Origin of the sequence: Planococcus notacanthi (assembly GCF_030407825.1) — a bacterium.
Classification (GTDB): domain Bacteria; phylum Bacillota; class Bacilli; order Bacillales_A; family Planococcaceae; genus Planococcus; species Planococcus notacanthi.
In genome coordinates this window covers 545,467-566,717 of sequence record NZ_JASDCQ010000002.1, presented here as the reverse complement: position 1 = coordinate 566,717, position 21,251 = coordinate 545,467, and the positions used below count along the sequence as shown (strand labels likewise).

Genomic DNA, 21,251 nt, shown 5'->3' with positions numbered 1-21,251 from the left:
TGGAATACTAGTTCATCTCCCAACTTTATTAATTGGAAGAGTTCATCAGAAAAACGGAAAGCCCGAAAGCTTTCCGTTTTGTTCTTACTGTTCTTTTCCTGATTCAGCGATTGCTGTCGCAATAGCGTCTTCAATCGGGGTAACCGAAGCTAAATCGTTGTTGATGATGATCGAGAAAATCAACGGCTTGCCGTCTTTGGTGGTGGCGTATCCAGACAAAGCGGAGACGGCTGTCAACGTTCCCGTTTTTGCTTTGACATTTTGTTGAGCGGCTGTTTCTTTCATCCGATTCCGCAATGTGCCGCCAACGAACCGCTCTGCATCCGCCGCAACCGGAAGCGAATTCAGGTAACTGCCATACCATGGTCTGCTCTGGACTCCAAACAGCAATTGAGATATTTCATTTACTGGCATCAAATTCACATGGGACATGCCCGAACCATCACGAAGCAGGATAGTGTCGGTATTGACGCCCAGTGTTCCTGCTACATCTTCCATTACTTCCAGTCCGGCTTCCCAGCTGCCTTCTCCTTTTACCGCGCGGCCCATTTCCTTGGCCAGCACTTCACCGTGGCCATTGTTGCTGAGCTTCATGAAAGGAATCGAAAGCTCAGCCAGCGTCATCGACTCGTGCTCCACCAACAGGGTGCTGTCGTCCGGCGTTTCCCCCATTTCCAGTGTATGTTTTCCAGCCCACTCGATGCCTTCAGCCAGCAACGCATTTTCAAACAAATCGAGGGCATAACCCGAAGGTTCATCAACAGCAATCCATTCCCGCGTCCGTGATCCCTCCACCGGGATATTCCCTTCCACTACAATTTGGTTGGTTCCATGTTCGCGGCTGATGGCTACTGTTTTGGGTTGGTCTGCCGCTACTGTCTTCGCCCGATTGACGATTGTTACATAATCAGTTTTCGGTGACAGCGATACTTTCGGCTCTATACCGGCTGAATCACCCGGATTCACTTCAACAATAAGAGAGCCCGCATCATAATCTTCATTGGGCGAGGCAGTCAATGCAGAAACCTGTGCACCGTAATAATAAATTTCGTCCTGCCAGGTGATGTCTTCTGACAACCGGACATCGTCATACCACGTATCATCGCCGATCAAATCGCCTTTGATTTTTTGAATCCCTTGGCTTTTCAATTCCTGTGCGAACTCCTCGAAGTCTTCCTGTAGAAGTGTAGGATCTCCTTTCCCTTTTAAGTAGAGATTGCCTTTAAGCATTTTCCCTTTTACTGCTCCATCTGTATGTATTTCCGTAGTAAAGCGATAGTCTTCCCCTAAAGTTTCAAAAGCTGCTGCGGCAGTGATGAGCTTGGTATTCGAAGCTGGAACCAAACGCGTGTCTCCAAAATGATCATAGATTTTTTCACCTGTCTCCGCCTCCCTGATGCTGACTCCTGCCAAAGCACCATCCAACCGTTCATCCTGCAGGATCTGATTGATTTCATTCGCCAAAGATGCATATTCATCATCTGCCCCTGCTGTTATTTCTCGCTCCGCAAACTGTAGGGGGGAAATCGCCAATGCCCCTGTCACCATTAAAAATATTGCCCCTGCCAAAAATTTCTTGCCTGTCATGATTCCATCCCCTATCCATTAATCTGTTAAAGAATGTACCATAACAACCGCTTAAGTTATCAGACAACTTCACAAACAGATCTTTTTTCATAGGATTTTTTTGTCAATATAGGGATATTATCCATCCTGAATTCAAGCATTGTTTTATTTACATCCGCTACTAGCTCGATGCACCCATAGCGTTCCATAAAAAATTCAGCAGAACTGTAAAAGCTTCCGCTGAATCATATTAGTTATAGAATTTCCACAAAACGAACATTCCTGTTCCCGCTTCATCCTCCCCATTGCGTTTCCGTTGTATAAACCAATTGATCTCCCACAAAAATCCGGCATTCCATCCTACAGAAACAAGTGCCGATCGATACTTTGATTTCTTCAAATTCCCCTTGTTCGTTTTTCACTTTCCCGAACAAGCGGGAAGTAAAATGCAGACCCACCTGTTCATCCTGTAAAACTCCATCCACAAATAATTTTTCGTTGGTCCATGTATTGACGACTCGAATGGTGTGGTCACCGTACTTGACTACCCAAATATCCTTCATGACCTGGCCCCCTGTCCCTGCTTTTGACACCAGTATAACAGAAATAGAAAACCACTATGCACCTGAGGTAATCTCTGCTATTGGGAAAAGCCACAGGTTGAAACGAAGGTATTCTTCAAATGAAAAAAGCCATAGACGACTCGAATGATTCGAGTACATCTATAGCCTGCGTTATATCAATCTATTCTGTTGCTTTTTTACTTGATCAATTCCAATTCTACTGGAATCGATGCTTCCACTTCTTCGCCTTCGAGTGACTGAACAGCTGCTTCAACAGCCATTTCACCAATCATTTCAGGTTTCTGAGCAATTGTTCCATCCAGACGGCCATCTTCCACCGCTTTCACTGCATCATCTGTAGCGTCAAATCCGACAACAGCAATGTCTTTTCCAGAAGCTTCAATCGCTTCAAGAGCACCTAATGCCATTTCGTCATTGTGAGCAAAGACTCCCTTAATGTCTGGGTTTGCCTGAAGGATATTTTCCATAACGGACAAGCCTTCAGAACGGTTGAAGTTTGCTGTTTGTTTAGCCACAACATCCAAGCTGTCAGCAGCAATCTTGTTAAATCCTTCTCCACGTTCACGTGCAGCTGAAGATCCTGGTACGCCTTCAAGCTCTGCAACTGCAGCGCCTTCACCTACGATTGAAGTTAGATGTTCTGCTGCCATTTCGCCGCCTGCTGTATTGTCAGATGCGATATGGGAAACCACTTCTCCGCCTGCAGCACTGCGGTCAACTGTGATGACCGGAATGTTTGCCGAGTTCGCTGATTCGACTGCCGCTGCAACCGCTTCAGAATCGACTGGGTTGATCATAATCAGATCCACTTCCTGTTGAATCAAATCTTCAATATCACTTGCTTGCTTTGAAGCATTGTCCTGTGCATCCACTACTGTCAAAGTTGCGCCAAGCTCTGCAGCTTTTTCTTCAGCGCCTTCATTCAACGTAACAAAGAACGGATTGTTCAATGTCGAAACAGAAAAACCGATTGTGTAATCGCCGCTTGCTTCGCCGCCATCGCCGCTTTCCTCTTCAGAACTTGATCCTGGAGCTTCCATCGAACAAGCCGCCAAAATCATCATTGCCAACAAGATGAACCCTAATTGCATTTTTTTCATTTTCCTGCACCCCTTATGCTGTTTTTTTACGGTCCAGAAGAACCGCTAATAATATGACTGCACCCTTCACTACTTGCTGGAAGAAGGACGGAACCCCAATCAAGTTCAAACCGTTGTTCAATACACCGATGATCAGCGCACCGATCAATGTGCCGACAATCCATCCACGGCCACCGGTCAAACTTGTGCCGCCAAGCACAACTGCTGCGATAGCATCCAGTTCGAACATTTCACCGGCGGTCGGCTGAGCCGAATTCAGGCGCGATGTCAAGATCAAGGAAGCCAATGCTGCCAACAGGCCAAGCAAGGAATAAACATAAATTTTGATGCGGTCCGCATTGATCCCAGACAGGATCGATGCCTCTTCGTTCCCGCCAACTGCATAGACACGACGGCCAAATGTCGTCTTCTTCAAAATGAAATACAAAACTCCAAAACTGATGATCATCGTCACTACCGGTACCGGAATTCCAAGGAAATATCCTTTGCCGAGCATTTGGAACGTCAGGCTGTCGCCTAATCCGGAAATCGGACGTCCGTCGGTATACACAAGCGTCAAGCCACGATAAATGGTCATTGTCGCCAAGGTTGCGATAAATGGCGCCACTTTCCCTTTGGCAATAATGAATCCGTTAATGGCACCTAATACTGCACCGAGCAATAAGCCCAGCAGCATGGCGAAAATCGGATCTATTCCACTGGCCATCATTCCTGCTGTGACCGCTCCTGTTAAGGCCAGAGTCGCCCCGACCGATAAATCGATGCCTCCTGTCAGAATAACAAAAGTCATACCAAAGGCAATCAAAGCGTTAATGGAAACCTGCCGAAGCACGTTCATTAAATTGGAGACGGATAAAAACCCGGGGTTTAAAGCCGTAATAATTACGATAATAAGGATCAACCCGATAAAGGGAGCTATCTTCTGAAGCATAGATTGGTTATTGGTCTTCAACTGCAAGTTTTCCACCTCCTGTTGCAAAATGCATAATTCGTTCCTGTGTCATTTCCTGTTTCGGTAAATCTGCTGTAATTTTGCCTTCGTGCATCACTAGAACCCGATCAGCCATACCGATCACTTCCGGCAATTCCGAAGAAATCATCAGAATGGCAACACCGCGTTCAGCCAGTTCATTGATGATCGAATAAATTTCTTTTTTCGCTCCAACGTCAACACCGCGCGTCGGCTCATCCAAAATCAACAGTTTCGGTTCAATACCAAGCCATTTTGCGATGACTACTTTTTGCTGATTGCCGCCGCTCAAAGACTTAGCTGCCTGATCTGGACCTGATGTCCGGATTCCGAGGCGTTTAACCATCGTGTCGTAAAGCTTGCGCTCTTTGTCTTTGGAAATCAGGCCGTTTTTGGAAATAGCCGCAAAATTGGTCATGCTGACATTTTCCTCTACTGAAAAGTCCACAACGAGCCCTTCTGATTTCCGGTCTTCCGTTACATACCCGATGCCCATTTCCTTGGCTTTTCTCGGTGTATCGATTTTAACTTGCTTGCCGTCAAATTCAATGGTGCCTCCATCCAACTTTTTATAGCCAAACAGCGATTGCGCCACTTCTGTACGCCCTGCACCCATGAGTCCGGCAATCGACAACACTTCGCCTCTCCGGAGTTCAAACGAAATATCTTCAAAGCAATCTTTTCGCTTCAAACCTTTGACAGAAAGTTTTACTTCACCAATCTCCGAATTCCGTTCAGGGAAACGCTCCCCCAATTCACGTCCTACCATCATTTGCACAATTTCATCAAAAGAAGTTTCACTGATTTTCCGTTCCCCCACAAATTCCCCGTCCCGCAAAATGGTGATCCGGTCACACAGTGAGAAAATCTCCTCCATCCGGTGAGAAATATAGATGAAAGATACACCGCGCTTCTGTAGTTCACGTATGGTCTTGAACAAGCTGTCAATTTCCCGATCCGTCAATGCCGCAGTCGGTTCGTCCATGATGATCACTTCCGCATCCACTGACAATGCTTTGGCAATTTCAACGATTTGCTGCTTGCCCACTGATAACGTACTGGCAGGGTCCGAAGGATTGATATCCAAGCCAAGATCCCCAAGAATTTGGCGTGTCTTTTTTTCCATCTGCTTGGTTTTCAAAATTCCGGTGCGGCCAATCGTCTCTTCGCGCCCAAGAAATAAGTTATCAGCGATTGACAGATGAGGCAGGATGTTCAGTTCCTGGTGGATAACTGCAATCCCTGCTTCTTCCGCTTGCTTGGGGGAAGTAAAGTTGACCTGTTCTCCTTTTACTTCAACGGTTCCAGAATCCCGCGTATAAATGCCAGACATAATTTTCATTAAAGTCGATTTCCCAGCACCGTTTTCACCCATAAGTGCATGGATTTCACCTTTTTCCAATGTGAAGTGCACATTTTTCAAAACTTTATTGCCGCTGAATGACTTCGAAATATCAGTCATGTTAATCATGGTGTTCACCTGCCTTCTTTAAAAGATGACGCCGGAGCGAAGGACAATATTAGCGTAAGGTGTCGCTTCTCCAGTGCGGATAATCAATTTCGCCTGTTTGCTGAGATCTTTCAGCTCTTCATGTGTTATATAGTCTGCCTTCATTTTCTTTAGAATTTCATTTTCCACTTCAGGGTTGCCTTTGGTTATTTCCTGGGCAATAAACGCTGCTTCTGCTTCAAAGTCATCCAGGACTGCATCCAGGATGGTCAAAAACGCAGGGTCGCCTATTCTATAGGACAAATCAACGCACGGAACGCCCTTCGGAATCGGTAAACCGCAGTCGCCTATGACCAACAGGTCCGTATGGCCGAAAGCAGCCAAAGCTGACGCTATGTCACGGTTGATGATGCCATGTTTTTTCATGAGCGGGCACCGCCCATCCGTCCAAGGACTGCATCCCGTTCAGGCATACCGCCTTGCGCACCGAATTTTTCTACAGATAAGGAAGCGGCGGCATTGGCAAAGCGAACAGCTTGTTCGAAATCTTGGCCTTCCGCTATTGCAGCAGCCAATGCTCCGTTGAATGTATCGCCTGCTCCGGTTGTATCTACCGCTTCGGTAGGAAATCCTTCGACAATAACATGCTTTTCTCCGTCGAAAAATTGGGCGCCTTTTTGTCCAAGCGTCACTACAAGACGGTTTGGATACTCCTCCAAGGCCTGCTCCCAATTGCCGCCAAAAATCTCTTCCGCTTCGGTTTCATTTGGCGTTAAGTACGTACAATAGGGCAAAAAGTCAGCGGTAAATCCGCTTGCCGGCGCCGGGTTCAAAATAGTCGGAACACCGTTCTCATGGCAGATTTCCAAGGTCCGTTGAATGACTGGAATCGGCATTTCCAATTGCATCATCACCAAATCGCTGGCTGCCAATTGCTTCGTGAATCCCTCAATTTCTCCAGTTGTCACGCTATAATTCGCACCTGGCACGACAATAATGCGGTTATCTCCTTCCGATAGCAGGATGTTGGCAATTCCGCTTGCCCCATTGATCCGTTTGACCCCTTGGACTTGAATCCCCTCGGTCTCCAATCCGGTCAGCAGCTCAGTTCCAAATGCATCTTGCCCAACTGCTCCGATCATGTGGACATCGCTTCCCAGCCTTGCCGCTGCCACTGCTTGATTGGCTCCTTTGCCTCCAGGGACTGTTTTGTATAGATTTCCCAAAGCTGTTTCGCCCTGCTTTGGAAAACGATCGGTTTGGACGACCAAATCCATATTGATGCTTCCGACTACTGTAATCATTCCGCTACACTCCTTGTTGTTCCACGAATCACTAATTTCACGGGAACTTCATAAAAACTCTGTTCAATTTTCTTATTCTCAATTTGTTTGATCAGGACCCGGGTTGCAACTGCGCCCATCTTATAAACATCCTGTGCGACAGTGGTCAATCCCGGAGACAGCATCTCACCCATCGCCACGCCGTCAAAGCCAACAATCTGCAGATCATCAGGCACTTGCCTTCCGATCGTACCTGCGGCCTTTAAAGCCCCCGCAGCTGACACATCACTACTGGCAAAGATGCCGTCGATGGATGGATTATCCTGCAATGCCTGTTCCACCACTTTTTGTGAATCTGCAAAATGGAATGGGCAGGTCACTACCTGGTAATCCGCGTCTGATTGCCGAATCGCTTCCATGAAGCCATCGTAGCGGTCATTGGCCGGGTTCAATTCTTCAGGACCTCTTAAGAAAAGGACATTCCGGCATCCTCTTTCGAGAAGCGCATTGGTGCCAATGACTGCACCTTCCTTGTTATTCGAGGAAACGACAGGTATCTTATCGTTGATTGCACGGTCAAGTGCTACAATCGGCACATTGGCATTGGCATAATGCGGTGCATCCAACTGATTGGAAGTCACGATAAATCCTGCAATATATTTTTTCTTTAATGTTTCAATATAGTTCTTTTCTTTTTCAGGATTTTCATCTGAGTTGCATAATACGACGGTGTAACCATATGTCAATGCAACATCTTCAACTGCACGTGCAAGTTCCGGAAAAAATGGATTTGTGATATCCGGCAAAATCAATCCGATCAAATTCGATTTTTTCGTATTGAGAGAACGTGCAACGGGATTTAATTCATATTTAAGTTCGTCTACTGCAGCCGTTACCGCTTTTGCCGCATCTGCACTGACGTACCCGCTGTCATTTAAGAACCTGGAAACCGTCGCCACAGAGACCCCTGCTTTTTTTGCTACATCCTTAATAGTGGTCATTTAAAACGACTCCGTTTCTCCTGCAATGTGTAACCGGTTACACATAATATATAATGCACCCTCTTATCTGTCAATGTGAACATTTACCAGTTACGATAGTCTTTTGAAATTAAAATAAGCCGTAAATACGATTTTTTCTTTCATTTCTATAAAAAAAGTTCCCTTAAGTTAAAGGGAACCCGTTTTTTTAAGCATTCATATTTTCCATACGCAAATCTCTGTTTTTCTCAGTTTCTGCTACATAAACCGCACATGCAGCATCACCTGAAATATTAACCGCCGTCCGTGTCATGTCCAACAGACGATCGATTCCGATAACCAGGCCGATGCCTTCAGGAGGCAAACCGACACTGCTCAATACCATGGCCAGCATAATCAAGCCTACTCCTGGAACACCCGCTGTACCGATACTTGCCAACACAGCTGTCAGCACAACCGTTACCATATCCATCGCTGATAAATCAATGCCATATGCTTGGGCGATGAACATTGTTGCAACCCCTTGCATAATTGCTGTACCGTCCATGTTGATCGTGGCACCTAGAGGCTGTACAAAAGAACTGACTGATTTCGGCACACCTAGTTTTTCCTGTGCCACTTCCATTGAAATCGGCAAAGTCGCCGTACTGCTTGAGGTACTGAAGCCGACGCTCATTGCAGGTGCAAAACTCTTAAAGAACCAAATTGGGCTCTTCTTCGCCAAAAACTTGATTGTTCCACCGTAAGTGAAAATCGCATGGATCAAGAGTGCTGCTAGAATGACAAGCATATAAGACCCCATGGCTTTCATTGCTGAGAATCCTTGAGACCCTACAGCCGTGGCAATCAAGCCAAATGTACCATACGGAGCAAATTTCATAACGATGCCTACCAAATACATCATGACGTCATTGCCCTGTTCGAATAAATGGACAAGACCTTTCGTTTTTTCACCAAGAGCCGTCAACGCCAAACCGATAAAGACAGCAAATACAATAATTTGCAGCATATTGCCTTCTCCCAGAGCCGCAATCGGGTTATCAGGAATCATTGCCAATAACGTCTCTCCAACAGATGGGGCTTCTTCTGTTTCAAAAGAAGCACTGGATAAATCAAAATCCCCAGCCAATCCAGGCTGGACCACAGCTGCAAGCGCTAAGCCAATAACGATAGCAATTGTTGTAGTAATTAAAAAATAACCAACAGTCTTAATACCAATTCTTCCTAACTTAGCAGGATCGCCAAGTCCAGCGGTTCCAAGAATGATAGAAAATAACACAAGTGGAACGACCAACATTTTAATCAAACTTAAGAATATTTGGCCAAGCGGCACAAATAAATATGTATTCAACGCTTCAAAGGAGTCAGGTGCGAATAAGTTGATCAGTAAACCAACAAGTGCACCTAAGACAAGTCCGCTCAGTACTTTTGCCGTTAATCCAGGTTTTTTCATTCATTTCCCTCTTTCGTTTCTAGACATAAAAACATTTTATAGGAAAGTGTATATTCATGACAACTTTTAAGTAATTCGCCAAATCTACAGTATTTTCTAAACAGTTTTACTATTCCAGGATAGAGAAAGCCTGTATAAATGGATAACCACTTATACAGGCTTTTAGTCAACAGCACGCTGTATGCATTTTATCTTCGTGATTTTCTCCCATTAAACTGTAGCTTTCCACATGAAAACCTTTTTGACGGAGCAGGCGGATTGCCAAATTTTTTTCCAATTGATTTTCTGCAAACAAGTGGATTGGTTTGTTCGGTATTTCCTTGAATCCTCTTGTAAAATACGAAATCGGCAAATTAAAGGCTCCTGGAAGCGGCTCTTTATAAGAGACATTGTAGGCACGAACATCAAGCAAGGTATAAACTTCACTATCAACTTGATTCAGAGCCTCATGCGCCACTCCGTGAACAGGGACAGTTCTTTTATAAATCCCATAGGCTGTCAGGAAAACTGGGACACCAACCAACATTAAACTTGCAACCATTTTATTACTCCTTCTTATATAAAGAGATCCTTATTTCCAATTAGAAATTGCACTTAAACGCAATTGAATCTCTTCTAAATCTTTACATCCATTAAACTGATAGTTCTTCTTTCCACTTCTCATAACCGCCTGTAAGGTTCACCAGGTTCTCAAAGCCACTCGCTTTAAGAAGGCTTGCTGCAATGGCTGAACGTGCACCTGCTTGGCATTGGACGATAACGGTTTTATTCGGATCGACTTCGTCCAGCCGGTTTTTTAACGTACCGACCATAATATGGTCAGCCCCGTTAATATGTCCTTCATCATACTCAGTTTGGCTGCGTACATCAAGCACATAGCCTTCCTTTGCTTCAATCAGTTTCCTCGCCTGCTCCGGTGTTACATTCTCATATGAATCCAGCTTTGCAGCCTCATTCAGCGCTTTTGAAACATCTGTATAGCCTGCTATATCGTCAATACCGATTGAATGCAGAACTTCAAGCACCGGACCCATTGATTCCGGATCCAACAAAAGATAGAGCGGCTTTTTATAGTCTACGATCCAGCCGGCCCAATTGGCGAATGATTTATTGAATGGAATATTGATGGATCCGGGAATATAACCTTTGCTGAATGAAGAAGCCGGGCGCAAATCCAAAACCTGATGCCCTTCTGCAATCAAACTTTCCAGTTCCTCTATCGAATCTATTTCTGCAGGTTCAGAAAGTTCCTTCACCAATTCTAAGCCGGTTTTATTCACTGCTTTCATAACAGCAAAATAGGAAGGCGGTTCGGGCTGGCCATCCAATAATTCTTTTTGAAATGCCAAGGCATCATCATATTGCAAGGCCCAGTTAAACAACTTTTCATAGCCGACTGTAGTTGAAGGCACAGCACCAAGCGCTTTTCCGCAAGCACTTCCCGCTCCATGAGCTGGCCATACTTGAAGATAATCGGGCAACTTTTTAAAGCGCTCAAGTGACTTGAACAGCTCTTTTGCGCCTGCTTCAGAAGTCCCTTGCATACCTGCCGCTTTTTCCAACAGGTCCGGTCTTCCTACATCACCAACAAATACAAAGTCACCGGTGAAAATCCCCATCGCTTTATCTGCCGAGCCGCCACGGTCCGTCAATAAAAAGGAAATACTTTCTGGTGTATGTCCAGGTGTGTGCATCACTTCAAACACCAAATTCCCTATCTTGAACTGGTCCCCATCTTTCAACAATTGATGATTGATATATTCGAGATTCTCATATTTCCAATCTGCGTCACCTTCATCAGATAAGTAGAGGACAGCTCCAAAGCGGTTCGCCAATTCACGCGCCCCTGAAACAAAGTCAGCATGGATATGCGTTTCCAAAGCACCAACAATATTCAAGTTTTCTTTCGCAGCAAGCTCTTCATAAGCAGTCATATTGCGCATTGGATCTATCACTACCGCTTCCCCTGTTGCTTGGCAGCCGACTACATATGAAGCATGCGCTAAATTTTCATCATAGAAATATCTCAATAGCATATCATCAATTCCTTTCAGTCATTTATTGATGTCAATATACCACCCGGGGTATATATTGTAAAATATTCTGCTTATCAAAGAGATTTCATTTGGTTAACTATAAAAAGGTTGGATCCAATCGCCACTTTTGTGGCATCAGAATCCAACCTTTGCATCATCAGTTCTCTATTGCTGCTCTTCGAAAAAACTTGGCAGTTCACTGGCCTTCATTGGGAATTCCGCTTTTCGCTTATCGACGAATGCTTGAATCCCTTCATCGGCATCCGCATTTTGCCCTGCCCAGTGCAGGAATTTCGATTCGATCAGATGGGACTCAAGCGGATGCTCCTGCCCCAGCATTTTCCACAACAGCTGGCGGGTAAAGCTATTGGAAGTTGCAGCTGTATTTTCAACGATATCACGAGCAATTTCATAAGCCTTCGCCAATGGATCTTCCGATTCGTATTGCATCAATCCCGCTTCAACCGCTTCAGCAGTCGGGATGTAACGTCCGGTGAGGGTCCATTCGAGTGCTTTGCCGATTCCTACAACACGCGGCAGAAACCAACCGGATCCTGCTTCTGGACCGATGCCGCGGCGGCCGAACACAAAGCCGATCTTAGTGTCTTTTTTGACGATCCGGATATCCATCGGCAACGTCATGGTCATCCCGATGCCGACAGCCGGACCATTGATGGCAGCGATAATCGGCTTGTTGACTTTGTATACCTCCAGGCTCACCTGGCCGCCAAGGTCCCTGTAGTCTTCGGAAGATTGTTCGGAAGAGAAAGTGGATCCCCCTTCGGATAAGTCCATACCGGCGCAAAAAGCCCGGCCGCTTCCCGTCACCACGATGACGCGCACGTTATCATCATTGTTTACTTCCTTATAGAATTGCAGCAGCTCCTCGTTCATCTGCTCGGTATAGGCATTCATTTTGTCCGGACGGTTCAAAGTTAAAGTAAGGATTCCGTCCTGAAGATCTGTTTTAATCGTTTCGTACAAGCCCAGCCACCCCTTCCTGGTATTCAGCAAGCAATTGATCCACAATTTCCTTTGTCGTCTCCCGTTTGGTGATGGTCGTTACGCCGTGGCCAGCTGACCAGATATCCCGCCAAGCTTTGGCATTCACCAGATGCGACAAATCGATTTCATCTTTCGGTTTCAAGATTTTCGGATCGATCCCTTGTTTGATTAAACTCGGAATCAACACATTGACCGGCACTCCACTGAAGGAATCGGTATAGAGGACATCTTCCACTGATGAATCGATGACCATCTGTTTGTAGTCTTCCGGCGCACTGCTTTCTTCGGCTGCCAGGAAACGCGTACCCATATAGGCATAATCGGCCCCCATTAATTTAGCTGCAGCGACATCCGTTCCTGTAGACAAAGAGCCTGATAAAATAATCGTTCCATTATAGAATTTTTTCACTGCCGCAATAAAAGCGAATGGGTTGATTGTGCCTCCATGCCCTCCCGCTCCTGCGCATACAAGAATCAGGCCATCCACTCCACTGGAAGCCGCTTTTTTCGCATGCCGAATATTGGCGACATCCGAATAAACCAGTCCTCCATAAGCATGGACGATCTCGATAACATCGGCAGGAGATCCAAGAGACGTGATGACAATCGGCGGTTCATATTGGCGAATCAATTCAAAATCCTCTTCATATCGTTTATTCGAGCCACGGTGGCAAATGAAATTGACTGCCCATGGCTTTTCTCCGAGTGATTCTTTCACTTCTTTCAGCCATTCAGCACAAGTCTCCACAGGACGTGCATTGAGCAGCGGAAAAGAACCGATCACTCCTGCGTTCGATGCTTCAATAACCATTTTGGGTGTTGACACCAAAAACATCGGCGCCACGATAACCGGCAGCTTAAGCATGTTCAATCACCACCGCAATCCCTTGGCCGCCGCCGATACATAGGCTGGCTACTCCATATTTCCCGCCGCGGCGCTTCAGCTCATAGGCAAGCGACAATAAGACCCGTGCACCGCTCGCACCTACCGGATGTCCTAACGCAATCGCGCCTCCGTTAACATTAACCTTATCACGGTCCAGACCGAGTTCTTTTTCCACCGCCAAATATTGCGCGGCAAACGCCTCATTGAGTTCAAACAAGTCGATATCGTCAAGCGTCAGTTCCGCCCGCTCCAAGGCTTGCTTGATGGCAGGTACAGGTCCGATGCCCATAATGGTCGGATCCACCCCGACCACTCCCCAGGAAACAATTCGTGCCATTGGCTTTAGGCCATGCCTATTTACCGCTTCCTCGCTCGCCACGACGAGCGAGGCCGCTCCGTCATTTATTCCTGAAGCATTGCCTGCTGTGACTGTCCCCTCTTTTTTGAACGATGGGCGAAGTTTCGATAACGCTTCCTGATTGGCATCCGGTTTAATGTGCTCGTCTTTATCGACCACCACAACACCTTTTCGCGTCTTGACTTCCACACCGACGATCTGTTCTGCAAATACACCGGATTCAGTCGCCCGGGCAGCTTTTTGATTGGATTCCACCGCAAATGCATCCTGCTCTTCGCGAGAAATATCGTATTGCTCCGCCAGTTTTTCTGCGGTCATCCCCATGCCGCTTCCTGTATACTGATCCGTCAATGTCGCAGTCAGCATGTCATCGAATTGCAGATTGCCCATTTTTGACTTGCTGAAACGCTGGTCAAAACTGGAGTATGGCGACATCGACATATTCTCGGCCCCTCCAGCCAATACCAAATCAGCTTCTCCCAACAAAATATGCTGTGCTGCTGTTACGACCGCTTGAGCGCCTGAGCCGCATAAACGATTCAAGGTCAACGCTGGCACCTCTTTCGGTACACCCGCTTTCAATCCGATGTGGCGAGCAATATACGCGGCATTCAAACTGGAATGGATGACATTTCCATAAAAAACATGGTTGATGTCCTCCGCTTTAACGTTCGACCGCTTCAAAGCCTCAACTGCCGTCGCTGCTCCCAGTTCGGTAGCATCCGTATTGGCGAATGATCCGCCAAATCCTCCAAAAGCCGTTCTTGCTCCATCTATTAAGTAGACATTATTCATATTCCAACTTCCCCTTCCACCGTTTTCACTTCGTCTATCAACAGCTTACTTATTATTAGTAATTTATTTGAAAAAACATGAAGATTTTTCCGCCTCCTAAAACAACCTAGTAACTCAAGGAATCAGCAGCACTTTCCCGATGCTCATTCTGCTTTCGATATGGGCATGTGCCTGTGCAGCATCTTTTAATGCAAAACGTTTGGAAATTACAATTTCCAATTGCTTCTGGAGCAAGTATTCAGTTATTCTTTCCGCACCTTCCCTAAGAAATTCAGGCCTGTGCTTCCTGTAGGTGCCCGTGCTATATCCGATGACCGACCGGCAACTTGAATGAAGATCATCGGTTTTTGCGATTCCCGGCACCGAACCATCATTGGCATGGCCGAAAGAGACAATCCGGCCAAATGGCGCCAAGCATTTCAGGCTTTTCTCGAAGTTTTCGCCGGCCACTGTATCCAGAATGACATCCACACCTTTTCCGTTTGTCAGTTTATTGATCTTCTCTACAAAATCATCTGTCCGGTAATTGATGACTTCGTCCGCCCCAAAGGATTTGGCTTTCTCCATTTTTTCATCGCTGCCGACAGTGCCGATGATTCGGGAAGCGTCGAAGAGCTTCGCCAATTGAATGGCTGTAGAACCGATTCCCCCAGCCGCTGCATGGATTAAAATGCTCTCACCTTGTTCAAGCCTGGCCATCTTTCGAATGACATTATAGGCAGTGACACCGACAGTCAAAGAAGCTGCAGCCGCTTCGCTGCTGAGCCCATCAGGAATTGGATAAACCAAACTTTCAGGGGCCACAACAAATTCAGCATAAGAGCCACCAGATGGAAAGGCCATCACACGCTGCCCCGCCTTGAAGCGTTTTGCATCTGCTCCAGCTTCCACGACCACTCCTGCACAATCCAGTCCTGGCGTAAATACGGCATCTGCTGAAACACCGTGATACTGTCCTTGCCGTGCTTTGATATCTGCAAAGTTGACACTGATCGCTTCGACCCGGATCAGCACCTGATCTGCAGCAGCCTTTGGTCTTTCTACTTCTTGCAGCTCCAACACATCAGGCTTCCCGGTTTCTCTGACGACAATTGCTTTCATAATGCACCTCCTGTTCAAATCAGAAAATCAGCATACAAGCTCCGATCACTAAACCGCCATAGATCAGCGCAATCATCGTATACCCCATAATGTCGCGAATCTTCAAGCCTGCAATCGCCAGCAAAGGAATTGCCCAGAAAGGCTGGATCATATTCGTCCAGCTGTCGCCCCAAGCTACAGCCATTACAACTTTAGCGGGGTCGACGCCCATTTCAAGTGCAGCAGGAATGACCAACGGCGCTTGAACTGCCCATTGTCCGCCTCCCGACGGAATAAAAACATTCAGGATTCCAGCCGACAAGAACGTCCAAAGCGGCAAGGTGTTGTCTGTTGAAATATCAATAAAGAAGTTGGAAATCAATACCGCTAATCCGGAAGCACTCAGCATGCCCATGATCCCTGCATAAAATGGATATTGCAGAACGAATTGTCCGACGCTGCTGACGGATTTCAATAATCCTTCAGCAAGTTCACGCACATTCGAGAACAACAACAAAGCCGCTGTCAGGAATATTAAGTTGACGGTATTCAAATCCAGTGAAAATCCGTTGGCGATAAAATGATTGATCAAATAACTTAATCCCAAAAATCCACCAATGAGCGGAATCAAACGTGTCTTTTCAATTTTGTCATTTGGATAATTGGTTTCTTCTTTGGCATCTTCCTCCACTACCGGTTCTTCCAAGCGTGACTGTTCCACAATATAGCGGTCTTTCGGATTTTTCGGGTGGATTAAGCGCATAACAAACGGCAAAGTAAAGAACAAAATGACCACAATAGCAATATTAAGAGCAGATAATAAGGTTTCTGATATCGGAATTAATCCGATATCACCTTCAAAAATATGGTCGGCTGTTGCAACAAATAAAGCCGGAGAGGAAGACAAACCACCTTCCCAAATTAAAAACCCGGAATATCCTGCAGCAACGAGCACACGGTAATCTACATCAAGGACTTTTTTGGCCACCATCTTCGCGATAATCCCAGCTACCACCAATCCAAATGCCCAGCTGATCAAGGAAGCACCCAATGCTGTGAATGTCACCATCAAAATAGCAGAGTTCGGAGATTTTGGGATAGCCGCAATTTTTTCAAGTGTCCGCGAAACGGTCTTCGTTAGTGCAAGAGCATAACTCAAAACAAAGGTGGTAATAATTTGTGCTGTAAACGTCAGCAAGCCCCACATTCCGTCACCCCAATACGTCATCATATCGAAGGGGCTTGAATCTGTGAAAATGACGCCAGCAATAAAAGCGATGGCCGTCAGGATGATGGCAAATACAAATGCATCAGGCAACCATCTTTCTGCAATGCGTGCAAACACCCCTGCTACTTTAGCAAGCGGGTTGTTTTTGTTCGCATTCAACACTCTTTCCCGTTCCAATTCCTCAGCACTTTTCACTTTGGTCATCGTTGCTCCCCCTTACACCCATTTTTTCATCTGTTGTTTCTGGATCTTGCCGACTGAAGTACGCGGGAAATCTTCGGTAAAATGAATTTCCTGCGGCACTTTGAATTTGGCAAGGCGCTCCCTGCACCAGTCCAATAACTCTTCAGGCGCCAGGTTTCGGTTTTCTTTTAAAATGACGAAAGCATGAATGGCTTCTTCATATACCGGATCCGGTACAGAAACGACTGCACTTTCAAATACAGCGTCATGTTCATTGATGACGGCTTCAACTTCTCCAGCCGCTATGTTTTCTCCGGACCGTTTCATCATGTCTTTCTTGCGGTCGACAAAATAGAAAAGGCCGGTCTTCGGATCCATTTTTGCCATATCTCCCGTATAGAGCCAGTTATCCTGAATCGTTTCCGCAGTGGCAGACGGATTTTTGAAATACTCTTTCATGATCGTTACACCCGGTTCTCCTCTGACCGTAATTTCCCCTTCTTCTCCCGCAGCAACTTCCTGGCCATTCTCACCTCTTAAAGCAACTGAATACCCGCAGGCTTCCATGCCGATGCTGATGGGATCCCGCAAGTCGTCCACTGGATTCATCAAAGGAATGGCGACGGTCTCGGTCATTCCATACAGCTGACGGAGTTCTACATCATATCTCTTCAGAAACTCTTCGTATTGTTGCTCTGTCAATGCCTGTGCATAGATGATCAGCCTGAGCGGGTTCTGTCGATCTTCAGGATCGTAGTCTTTTTTCAAGATCATTTTTATAGGAGCTGAAAAAAGCGAACCAATTGTCGCCTCCAGTCGTTTAGCCTGCTTGACGTAATTGGTAGCACTAAAACTCTCGGTGATGGCGATGCTGGCACCGGCATAAAGAGCGGGCATCGCCATATAGTATTGGCCATTGCCATGGAACATCGGCAACACAATCAATACGCGATCTCCCGGCCGATAACCAAGCGTCTCCGCCATCTGTTGACCAGTATGCAAATAATTCCGTTGTGTCAGCACTACGCCTTTCGGTTTTGAAGTCGTCCCTGATGTATAAAGAATGGCTGCTTCATCCTGTGGCTTAAGCTTGGGCATTTCCAAGAGAGGATCTGCCTGATCAATATCTGCCTCCAGCCAGCTTCCTTGTTTCCCTTCTCCTAATCGTGAAAATAACAAAGGCAAATCAAAGCTTGAGAATTTCTGCTCATACTCTTTTTCAGTGATGATCAACTTACTTTCTGAATGGCTTACCAGGTATTTCATTTCTTCTTCAGGCGACAAAACATTCGTCGGAACCATTACAGCACCGATAGACAAAATCGCAAACCAGGACTTCATGAAAGCACTGCCATTCGGCAGATGCAGCAGCACTTTGTCATCTTGTTTGATGCCCTTGCTTTGCAGTACCTGGGCAAGCTTGCCTACCTGTTCATAAAACTGCTGGTAAGTCATTCGTTCTACAGCACCATCTCTGTTTTCGACTACCAGAAATTCCTTATCCGGATTTTCTTTGCACCTTGCTGCAAGCAGCTCTGCAACATTTGCGTATTTCATTTGTCTCCCCCTTGTTTCTGTCATCTTTCTCCATTAATTGGCCGTCCATCCTCCATCGATGTAAAGAACTTGGCCAGTCACATAAGTAGAAGCATCCGATGCAAAAAATAAAGCCGGTCCAATCATTTCATCCGCTCTTCCCATTCTTTTCATCATGGTCCGGTTGATGATTTTTTCAAACCGCTCTTCATCCTGCAAAAACGGTTCTGTCATAGGTGTAATTATGTAGGCTGGCGCTAAGGAATTAACCGTAATATCGTGTTCCGCAAGTTCAGCAGCCCATACTTTCGTCAGCTGGTCGATTCCGCCTTTGCTGGCTGCGTAACTGGTCTGCAGGGGACTGCCGATTTTGCCGAGAATGGATGAAATGTTGATGATGCGCCCGCTTTTTTGGTCAATCATTCGCTTGGCTGCTTGCTGTCCCACCAGGAAAATCCCCTTTAGGTTGGTTCCCATCACCTTGTCCCAATCTTCTTCTTCCACTTCAACCAGCGGCTTTCGGATATTCATTCCTGCATTGTTAACCAAGATATCAATTTGGCCAAACTCCTGATCAATGTATTCAAATAGCTTTTCCACTTCTGTTTTTAGAGTCACATCCGACGATTTCCAGTAAATCTGATGCCCCTGTTTTTTAATTCCTTCAGCTGCTTCTCTGAGGGCTGCTTCATTTCTTCCGGTTATGAGCACCTCGGCTCCTGCATGTGCCAAGCCAGCAGCAATCGCTAACCCAATCCCCTTGCTTCCTCCGGTAACCAGCGCTTTTTTACCGGTGAGATCAAATGTCGGGTACGTATAGTTTTCCATGATCTTTACCTTCCCCTTTCCATTGAAAGAAAATTCCGTCTTTTTTAACTAGGCAGAGCCGTTCTTTAATACAAATGTACCCATTAGTTTAGGTTGGCCCTGCGAGTCTTTAATATGGATTTCCCCTTCGTTTTCAGTCCGCATGGAACCGGTGATGACGAGTTCTGCCCCCGGATGCGTGACAGCCTGAAAGCGAACGCTAAAAGATTGCAGCTCCCGCTCTGGAAACCATTCCTCGATTGCCGCAGCTGCCCAGCCCATGACGAACATGCCATGTGCAATAATATCAGCCAGCCCTTTTTCTTGGGCAACAGCAGGAACGGTGTGGATTTCATTGAAATCGCCCGAAGCACCGGAGTATTTCACGAGATCAATCGCAGCAAGGGTTTTTTTAATGATGGCCGAGAGCTCTGTCATATGCTCACCTCCAGCACTTCAATGAGGGTCGCTCGCCCTGTTGCCACTATTGCATTCCATTGGTTTCTGTAAACCGTCTCCAATAAGAAGAAGTTCTTCCCTTTTTTATGGAACTGCTCTTTTACATACACTTGCGCTGTAATGACATCGCCGGCCACGATCAATTCGTGATAATCATATGTTTGCTCGCCGTGAAGCACATTATTTGGATCCAACTTGAGGAATTCTGAAAAAAGTTGATAGAAATTGCGTTCATTCCAATAGTCGATAACCGTCATAAAAGTAGGAGGAGCCGGTATTCCCCGATACCCTGCTGCTTTAGCCACTTCAGCGTCCATATAGACCGGATTTCCCAGCTGCAACGCCTTCGCAAATTCTCTTATCTTCCCTGCTTCTATCGTAAAAGGAGCATAGTCAAAAACCATCCCTTGCGCACTCATGAACCCACCTGCTTTTTATGAGTTGTCGTTAAATCAATTGGCCGTTTCTTGTCAGGTTAGCCATATCCATTAAATTTGAAACGGCTTGGTTCAAGTTGCTGAAACGGTCGTCGTCGATTTCTCCAATTTTCCAACGATAATGAATTTGCTGCAAGATAACGGCAAGTTTATAAAAACCGAATGTCACATAGTAATTCACGTTTGAAACGTCACGGCCGCTTTGTTTGGCATACTCTTCAATAAATTCTTTCCTGCTGAAAAACCCGGGCTGGCTTGTAACGATGTTGATGCCCATATCCGGATCATCCGGTTCACCCCAGTAAGCTACCGTAGACCCCAAATCACTCAACGGGTCGCCGATGGTCGACAATTCCCAGTCCAATATGCCGACGGCTTTCCCCGGGTCTTCTTGGTCGAGAACCATATTGTTCAATTTAAAATCATTATGGACAATCGTCGTTTCCGGATTGACCGGGATATTCGCCGACAGCCACTGCTCCAATTCCTCCAAAGCCGGAATTTCCTCTGTTTTGGATTGGCTATAGCGCTTGATCCACCCTTTTACCTGCCGTTCCATGAATCCTTCCGGCTTGCCCATACTGGCCAGTCCTGCTTCCCGGTAATCGATGGATTGCAGCTGAACAAGGGTTCTGATTACATTTTTTGAAATCGCCTCCCCAACCTGCTCTGAACTTCCGTAGGATTCGGGAAGTTGATCGTCGATTACGACACCTTGCTTTTTCTCCATAACGTAAAAATGCTTGTCCATAACTTCTGGATCTTCGCAATAAATATATGGCTTCGGTGCCAAAGGGAAGACCGGATTCACTTTCTCCAGCATCCGATATTCCCTTTCCATATCATGGGCACGCGGCGGCACTTCCCCAAAAGGCGGACGTCTCAGGACGCCTTCCCAAGTGCCGATCCGCACCAGATAGGTCAAGTTTGAATACCCTTCAGAAAATTGCTGAACGTCCATTTTCCCTTCAGGCAATCCCGGTATCGACTTACGCAAGTAATTTTCGACGTTCTTCCAGTCGATCGGTTCCACCGTTTTTTCTGTCGCACTCATT

21 protein-coding genes are annotated in these 21,251 nt (G+C 46.2%); all 21 read right to left on the bottom strand.

What is annotated here, in order from left to right:
• Positions 1-84: 84 nt before the first annotated feature.
• The 21 genes from dacB to QMA01_RS10240 all read right to left on the bottom strand — a co-directional run bounded on the left by dacB (position 85) and on the right by QMA01_RS10240 (position 21,250).
• Entirely contained in the window at positions 85-1,587 is a 1,503-nt protein-coding gene (gene dacB, locus QMA01_RS10340) for a D-alanyl-D-alanine carboxypeptidase/D-alanyl-D-alanine endopeptidase (RefSeq protein ID WP_301610813.1), read from the bottom strand.
• 272 nt (positions 1,588-1,859) lie between these two features.
• Positions 1,860-2,129: a hypothetical protein gene (locus QMA01_RS10335; protein WP_191715006.1), complete on the bottom strand. Its 270-nt coding sequence runs from the start codon at positions 2,127-2,129 to the stop codon at positions 1,860-1,862.
• 197 nt (positions 2,130-2,326) lie between these two features.
• On the bottom strand, positions 2,327-3,250 hold the full coding sequence (gene rbsB / locus QMA01_RS10330; protein WP_290214926.1) for a ribose ABC transporter substrate-binding protein RbsB: 924 nt from the start codon (positions 3,248-3,250) through the stop codon (positions 2,327-2,329).
• Between the two features lie 13 nt (positions 3,251-3,263).
• Positions 3,264-4,181: an ABC transporter permease subunit gene (locus QMA01_RS10325; protein ID WP_191715098.1), complete on the bottom strand. Its 918-nt coding sequence runs from the start codon at positions 4,179-4,181 to the stop codon at positions 3,264-3,266.
• A 7-nt stretch (positions 4,182-4,188) separates the two neighbouring features.
• Positions 4,189-5,691, bottom strand: a complete 1,503-nt coding sequence (locus tag QMA01_RS10320) for a sugar ABC transporter ATP-binding protein (RefSeq protein ID WP_191715004.1) — start codon at positions 5,689-5,691, stop codon at positions 4,189-4,191.
• A gap of 18 nt (positions 5,692-5,709) precedes the next feature.
• A complete protein-coding gene (gene rbsD / locus QMA01_RS10315) occupies positions 5,710-6,096 on the bottom strand; it encodes a D-ribose pyranase (protein WP_191715003.1) in 387 nt (128 codons plus the stop codon).
• Entirely contained in the window at positions 6,093-6,974 is an 882-nt protein-coding gene (gene rbsK, locus QMA01_RS10310; RefSeq protein WP_191715002.1) for a ribokinase, read from the bottom strand. Before rbsK ends, rbsD begins: the two co-directional genes overlap by 4 nt.
• Positions 6,971-7,954, bottom strand: coding sequence for a LacI family DNA-binding transcriptional regulator (locus QMA01_RS10305; RefSeq protein ID WP_191715001.1), 984 nt, complete (start codon positions 7,952-7,954; stop codon positions 6,971-6,973). Before QMA01_RS10305 ends, rbsK begins: the two co-directional genes overlap by 4 nt.
• A gap of 187 nt (positions 7,955-8,141) precedes the next feature.
• Positions 8,142-9,386, bottom strand: coding sequence for a dicarboxylate/amino acid:cation symporter (locus QMA01_RS10300; protein WP_290214925.1), 1,245 nt, complete (start codon positions 9,384-9,386; stop codon positions 8,142-8,144).
• Between the two features lie 166 nt (positions 9,387-9,552).
• Positions 9,553-9,927, bottom strand: a complete 375-nt coding sequence (locus QMA01_RS10295; protein ID WP_290214924.1) for a rhodanese-like domain-containing protein — start codon at positions 9,925-9,927, stop codon at positions 9,553-9,555.
• Positions 9,928-10,018: 91 nt separating this feature from the next.
• On the bottom strand, positions 10,019-11,422 hold the full coding sequence (locus tag QMA01_RS10290; protein ID WP_290214923.1) for an MBL fold metallo-hydrolase: 1,404 nt from the start codon (positions 11,420-11,422) through the stop codon (positions 10,019-10,021).
• Between the two features lie 165 nt (positions 11,423-11,587).
• Positions 11,588-12,406 (bottom strand): enoyl-CoA hydratase-related protein, encoded by an 819-nt coding sequence (locus QMA01_RS10285; RefSeq protein ID WP_203338931.1) that lies wholly within the window; start codon positions 12,404-12,406, stop codon positions 11,588-11,590.
• The gene (locus QMA01_RS10280; RefSeq protein WP_290214922.1) at positions 12,390-13,292 is read right to left on the bottom strand and encodes an NAD(P)H-dependent flavin oxidoreductase; all 903 of its coding nucleotides are present in this window, start codon (positions 13,290-13,292) and stop codon (positions 12,390-12,392) included. Before QMA01_RS10280 ends, QMA01_RS10285 begins: the two co-directional genes overlap by 17 nt.
• A complete protein-coding gene (locus tag QMA01_RS10275; RefSeq protein WP_290214921.1) occupies positions 13,285-14,466 on the bottom strand; it encodes an acetyl-CoA C-acetyltransferase in 1,182 nt (393 codons plus the stop codon). Before QMA01_RS10275 ends, QMA01_RS10280 begins: the two co-directional genes overlap by 8 nt.
• A gap of 114 nt (positions 14,467-14,580) precedes the next feature.
• A complete protein-coding gene (locus QMA01_RS10270; protein WP_290214920.1) occupies positions 14,581-15,567 on the bottom strand; it encodes a quinone oxidoreductase family protein in 987 nt (328 codons plus the stop codon).
• Positions 15,568-15,586: 19 nt separating this feature from the next.
• Complete coding sequence (locus QMA01_RS10265) at positions 15,587-16,978, bottom strand: short-chain fatty acid transporter (protein ID WP_203338920.1); 1,392 nt, start codon at positions 16,976-16,978, stop codon at positions 15,587-15,589.
• Positions 16,979-16,990: 12 nt separating this feature from the next.
• Positions 16,991-18,514, bottom strand: coding sequence for a class I adenylate-forming enzyme family protein (locus QMA01_RS10260; RefSeq protein ID WP_290214919.1), 1,524 nt, complete (start codon positions 18,512-18,514; stop codon positions 16,991-16,993).
• A gap of 33 nt (positions 18,515-18,547) precedes the next feature.
• Positions 18,548-19,321 (bottom strand): SDR family NAD(P)-dependent oxidoreductase, encoded by a 774-nt coding sequence (locus QMA01_RS10255; RefSeq protein WP_290214918.1) that lies wholly within the window; start codon positions 19,319-19,321, stop codon positions 18,548-18,550.
• Positions 19,322-19,369: 48 nt separating this feature from the next.
• On the bottom strand, positions 19,370-19,738 hold the full coding sequence (locus QMA01_RS10250) for a MaoC/PaaZ C-terminal domain-containing protein (protein WP_290214917.1): 369 nt from the start codon (positions 19,736-19,738) through the stop codon (positions 19,370-19,372).
• The gene (locus QMA01_RS10245) at positions 19,735-20,178 is read right to left on the bottom strand and encodes an FAS1-like dehydratase domain-containing protein (RefSeq protein ID WP_290214916.1); all 444 of its coding nucleotides are present in this window, start codon (positions 20,176-20,178) and stop codon (positions 19,735-19,737) included. The genes QMA01_RS10250 and QMA01_RS10245 overlap by 4 nt, the downstream gene beginning before the upstream one ends.
• A gap of 28 nt (positions 20,179-20,206) precedes the next feature.
• Positions 20,207-21,250, bottom strand: coding sequence for a phosphotransferase family protein (locus QMA01_RS10240; protein ID WP_290214915.1), 1,044 nt, complete (start codon positions 21,248-21,250; stop codon positions 20,207-20,209).
• Between the last annotated feature and the right edge of the window lies 1 nt (position 21,251).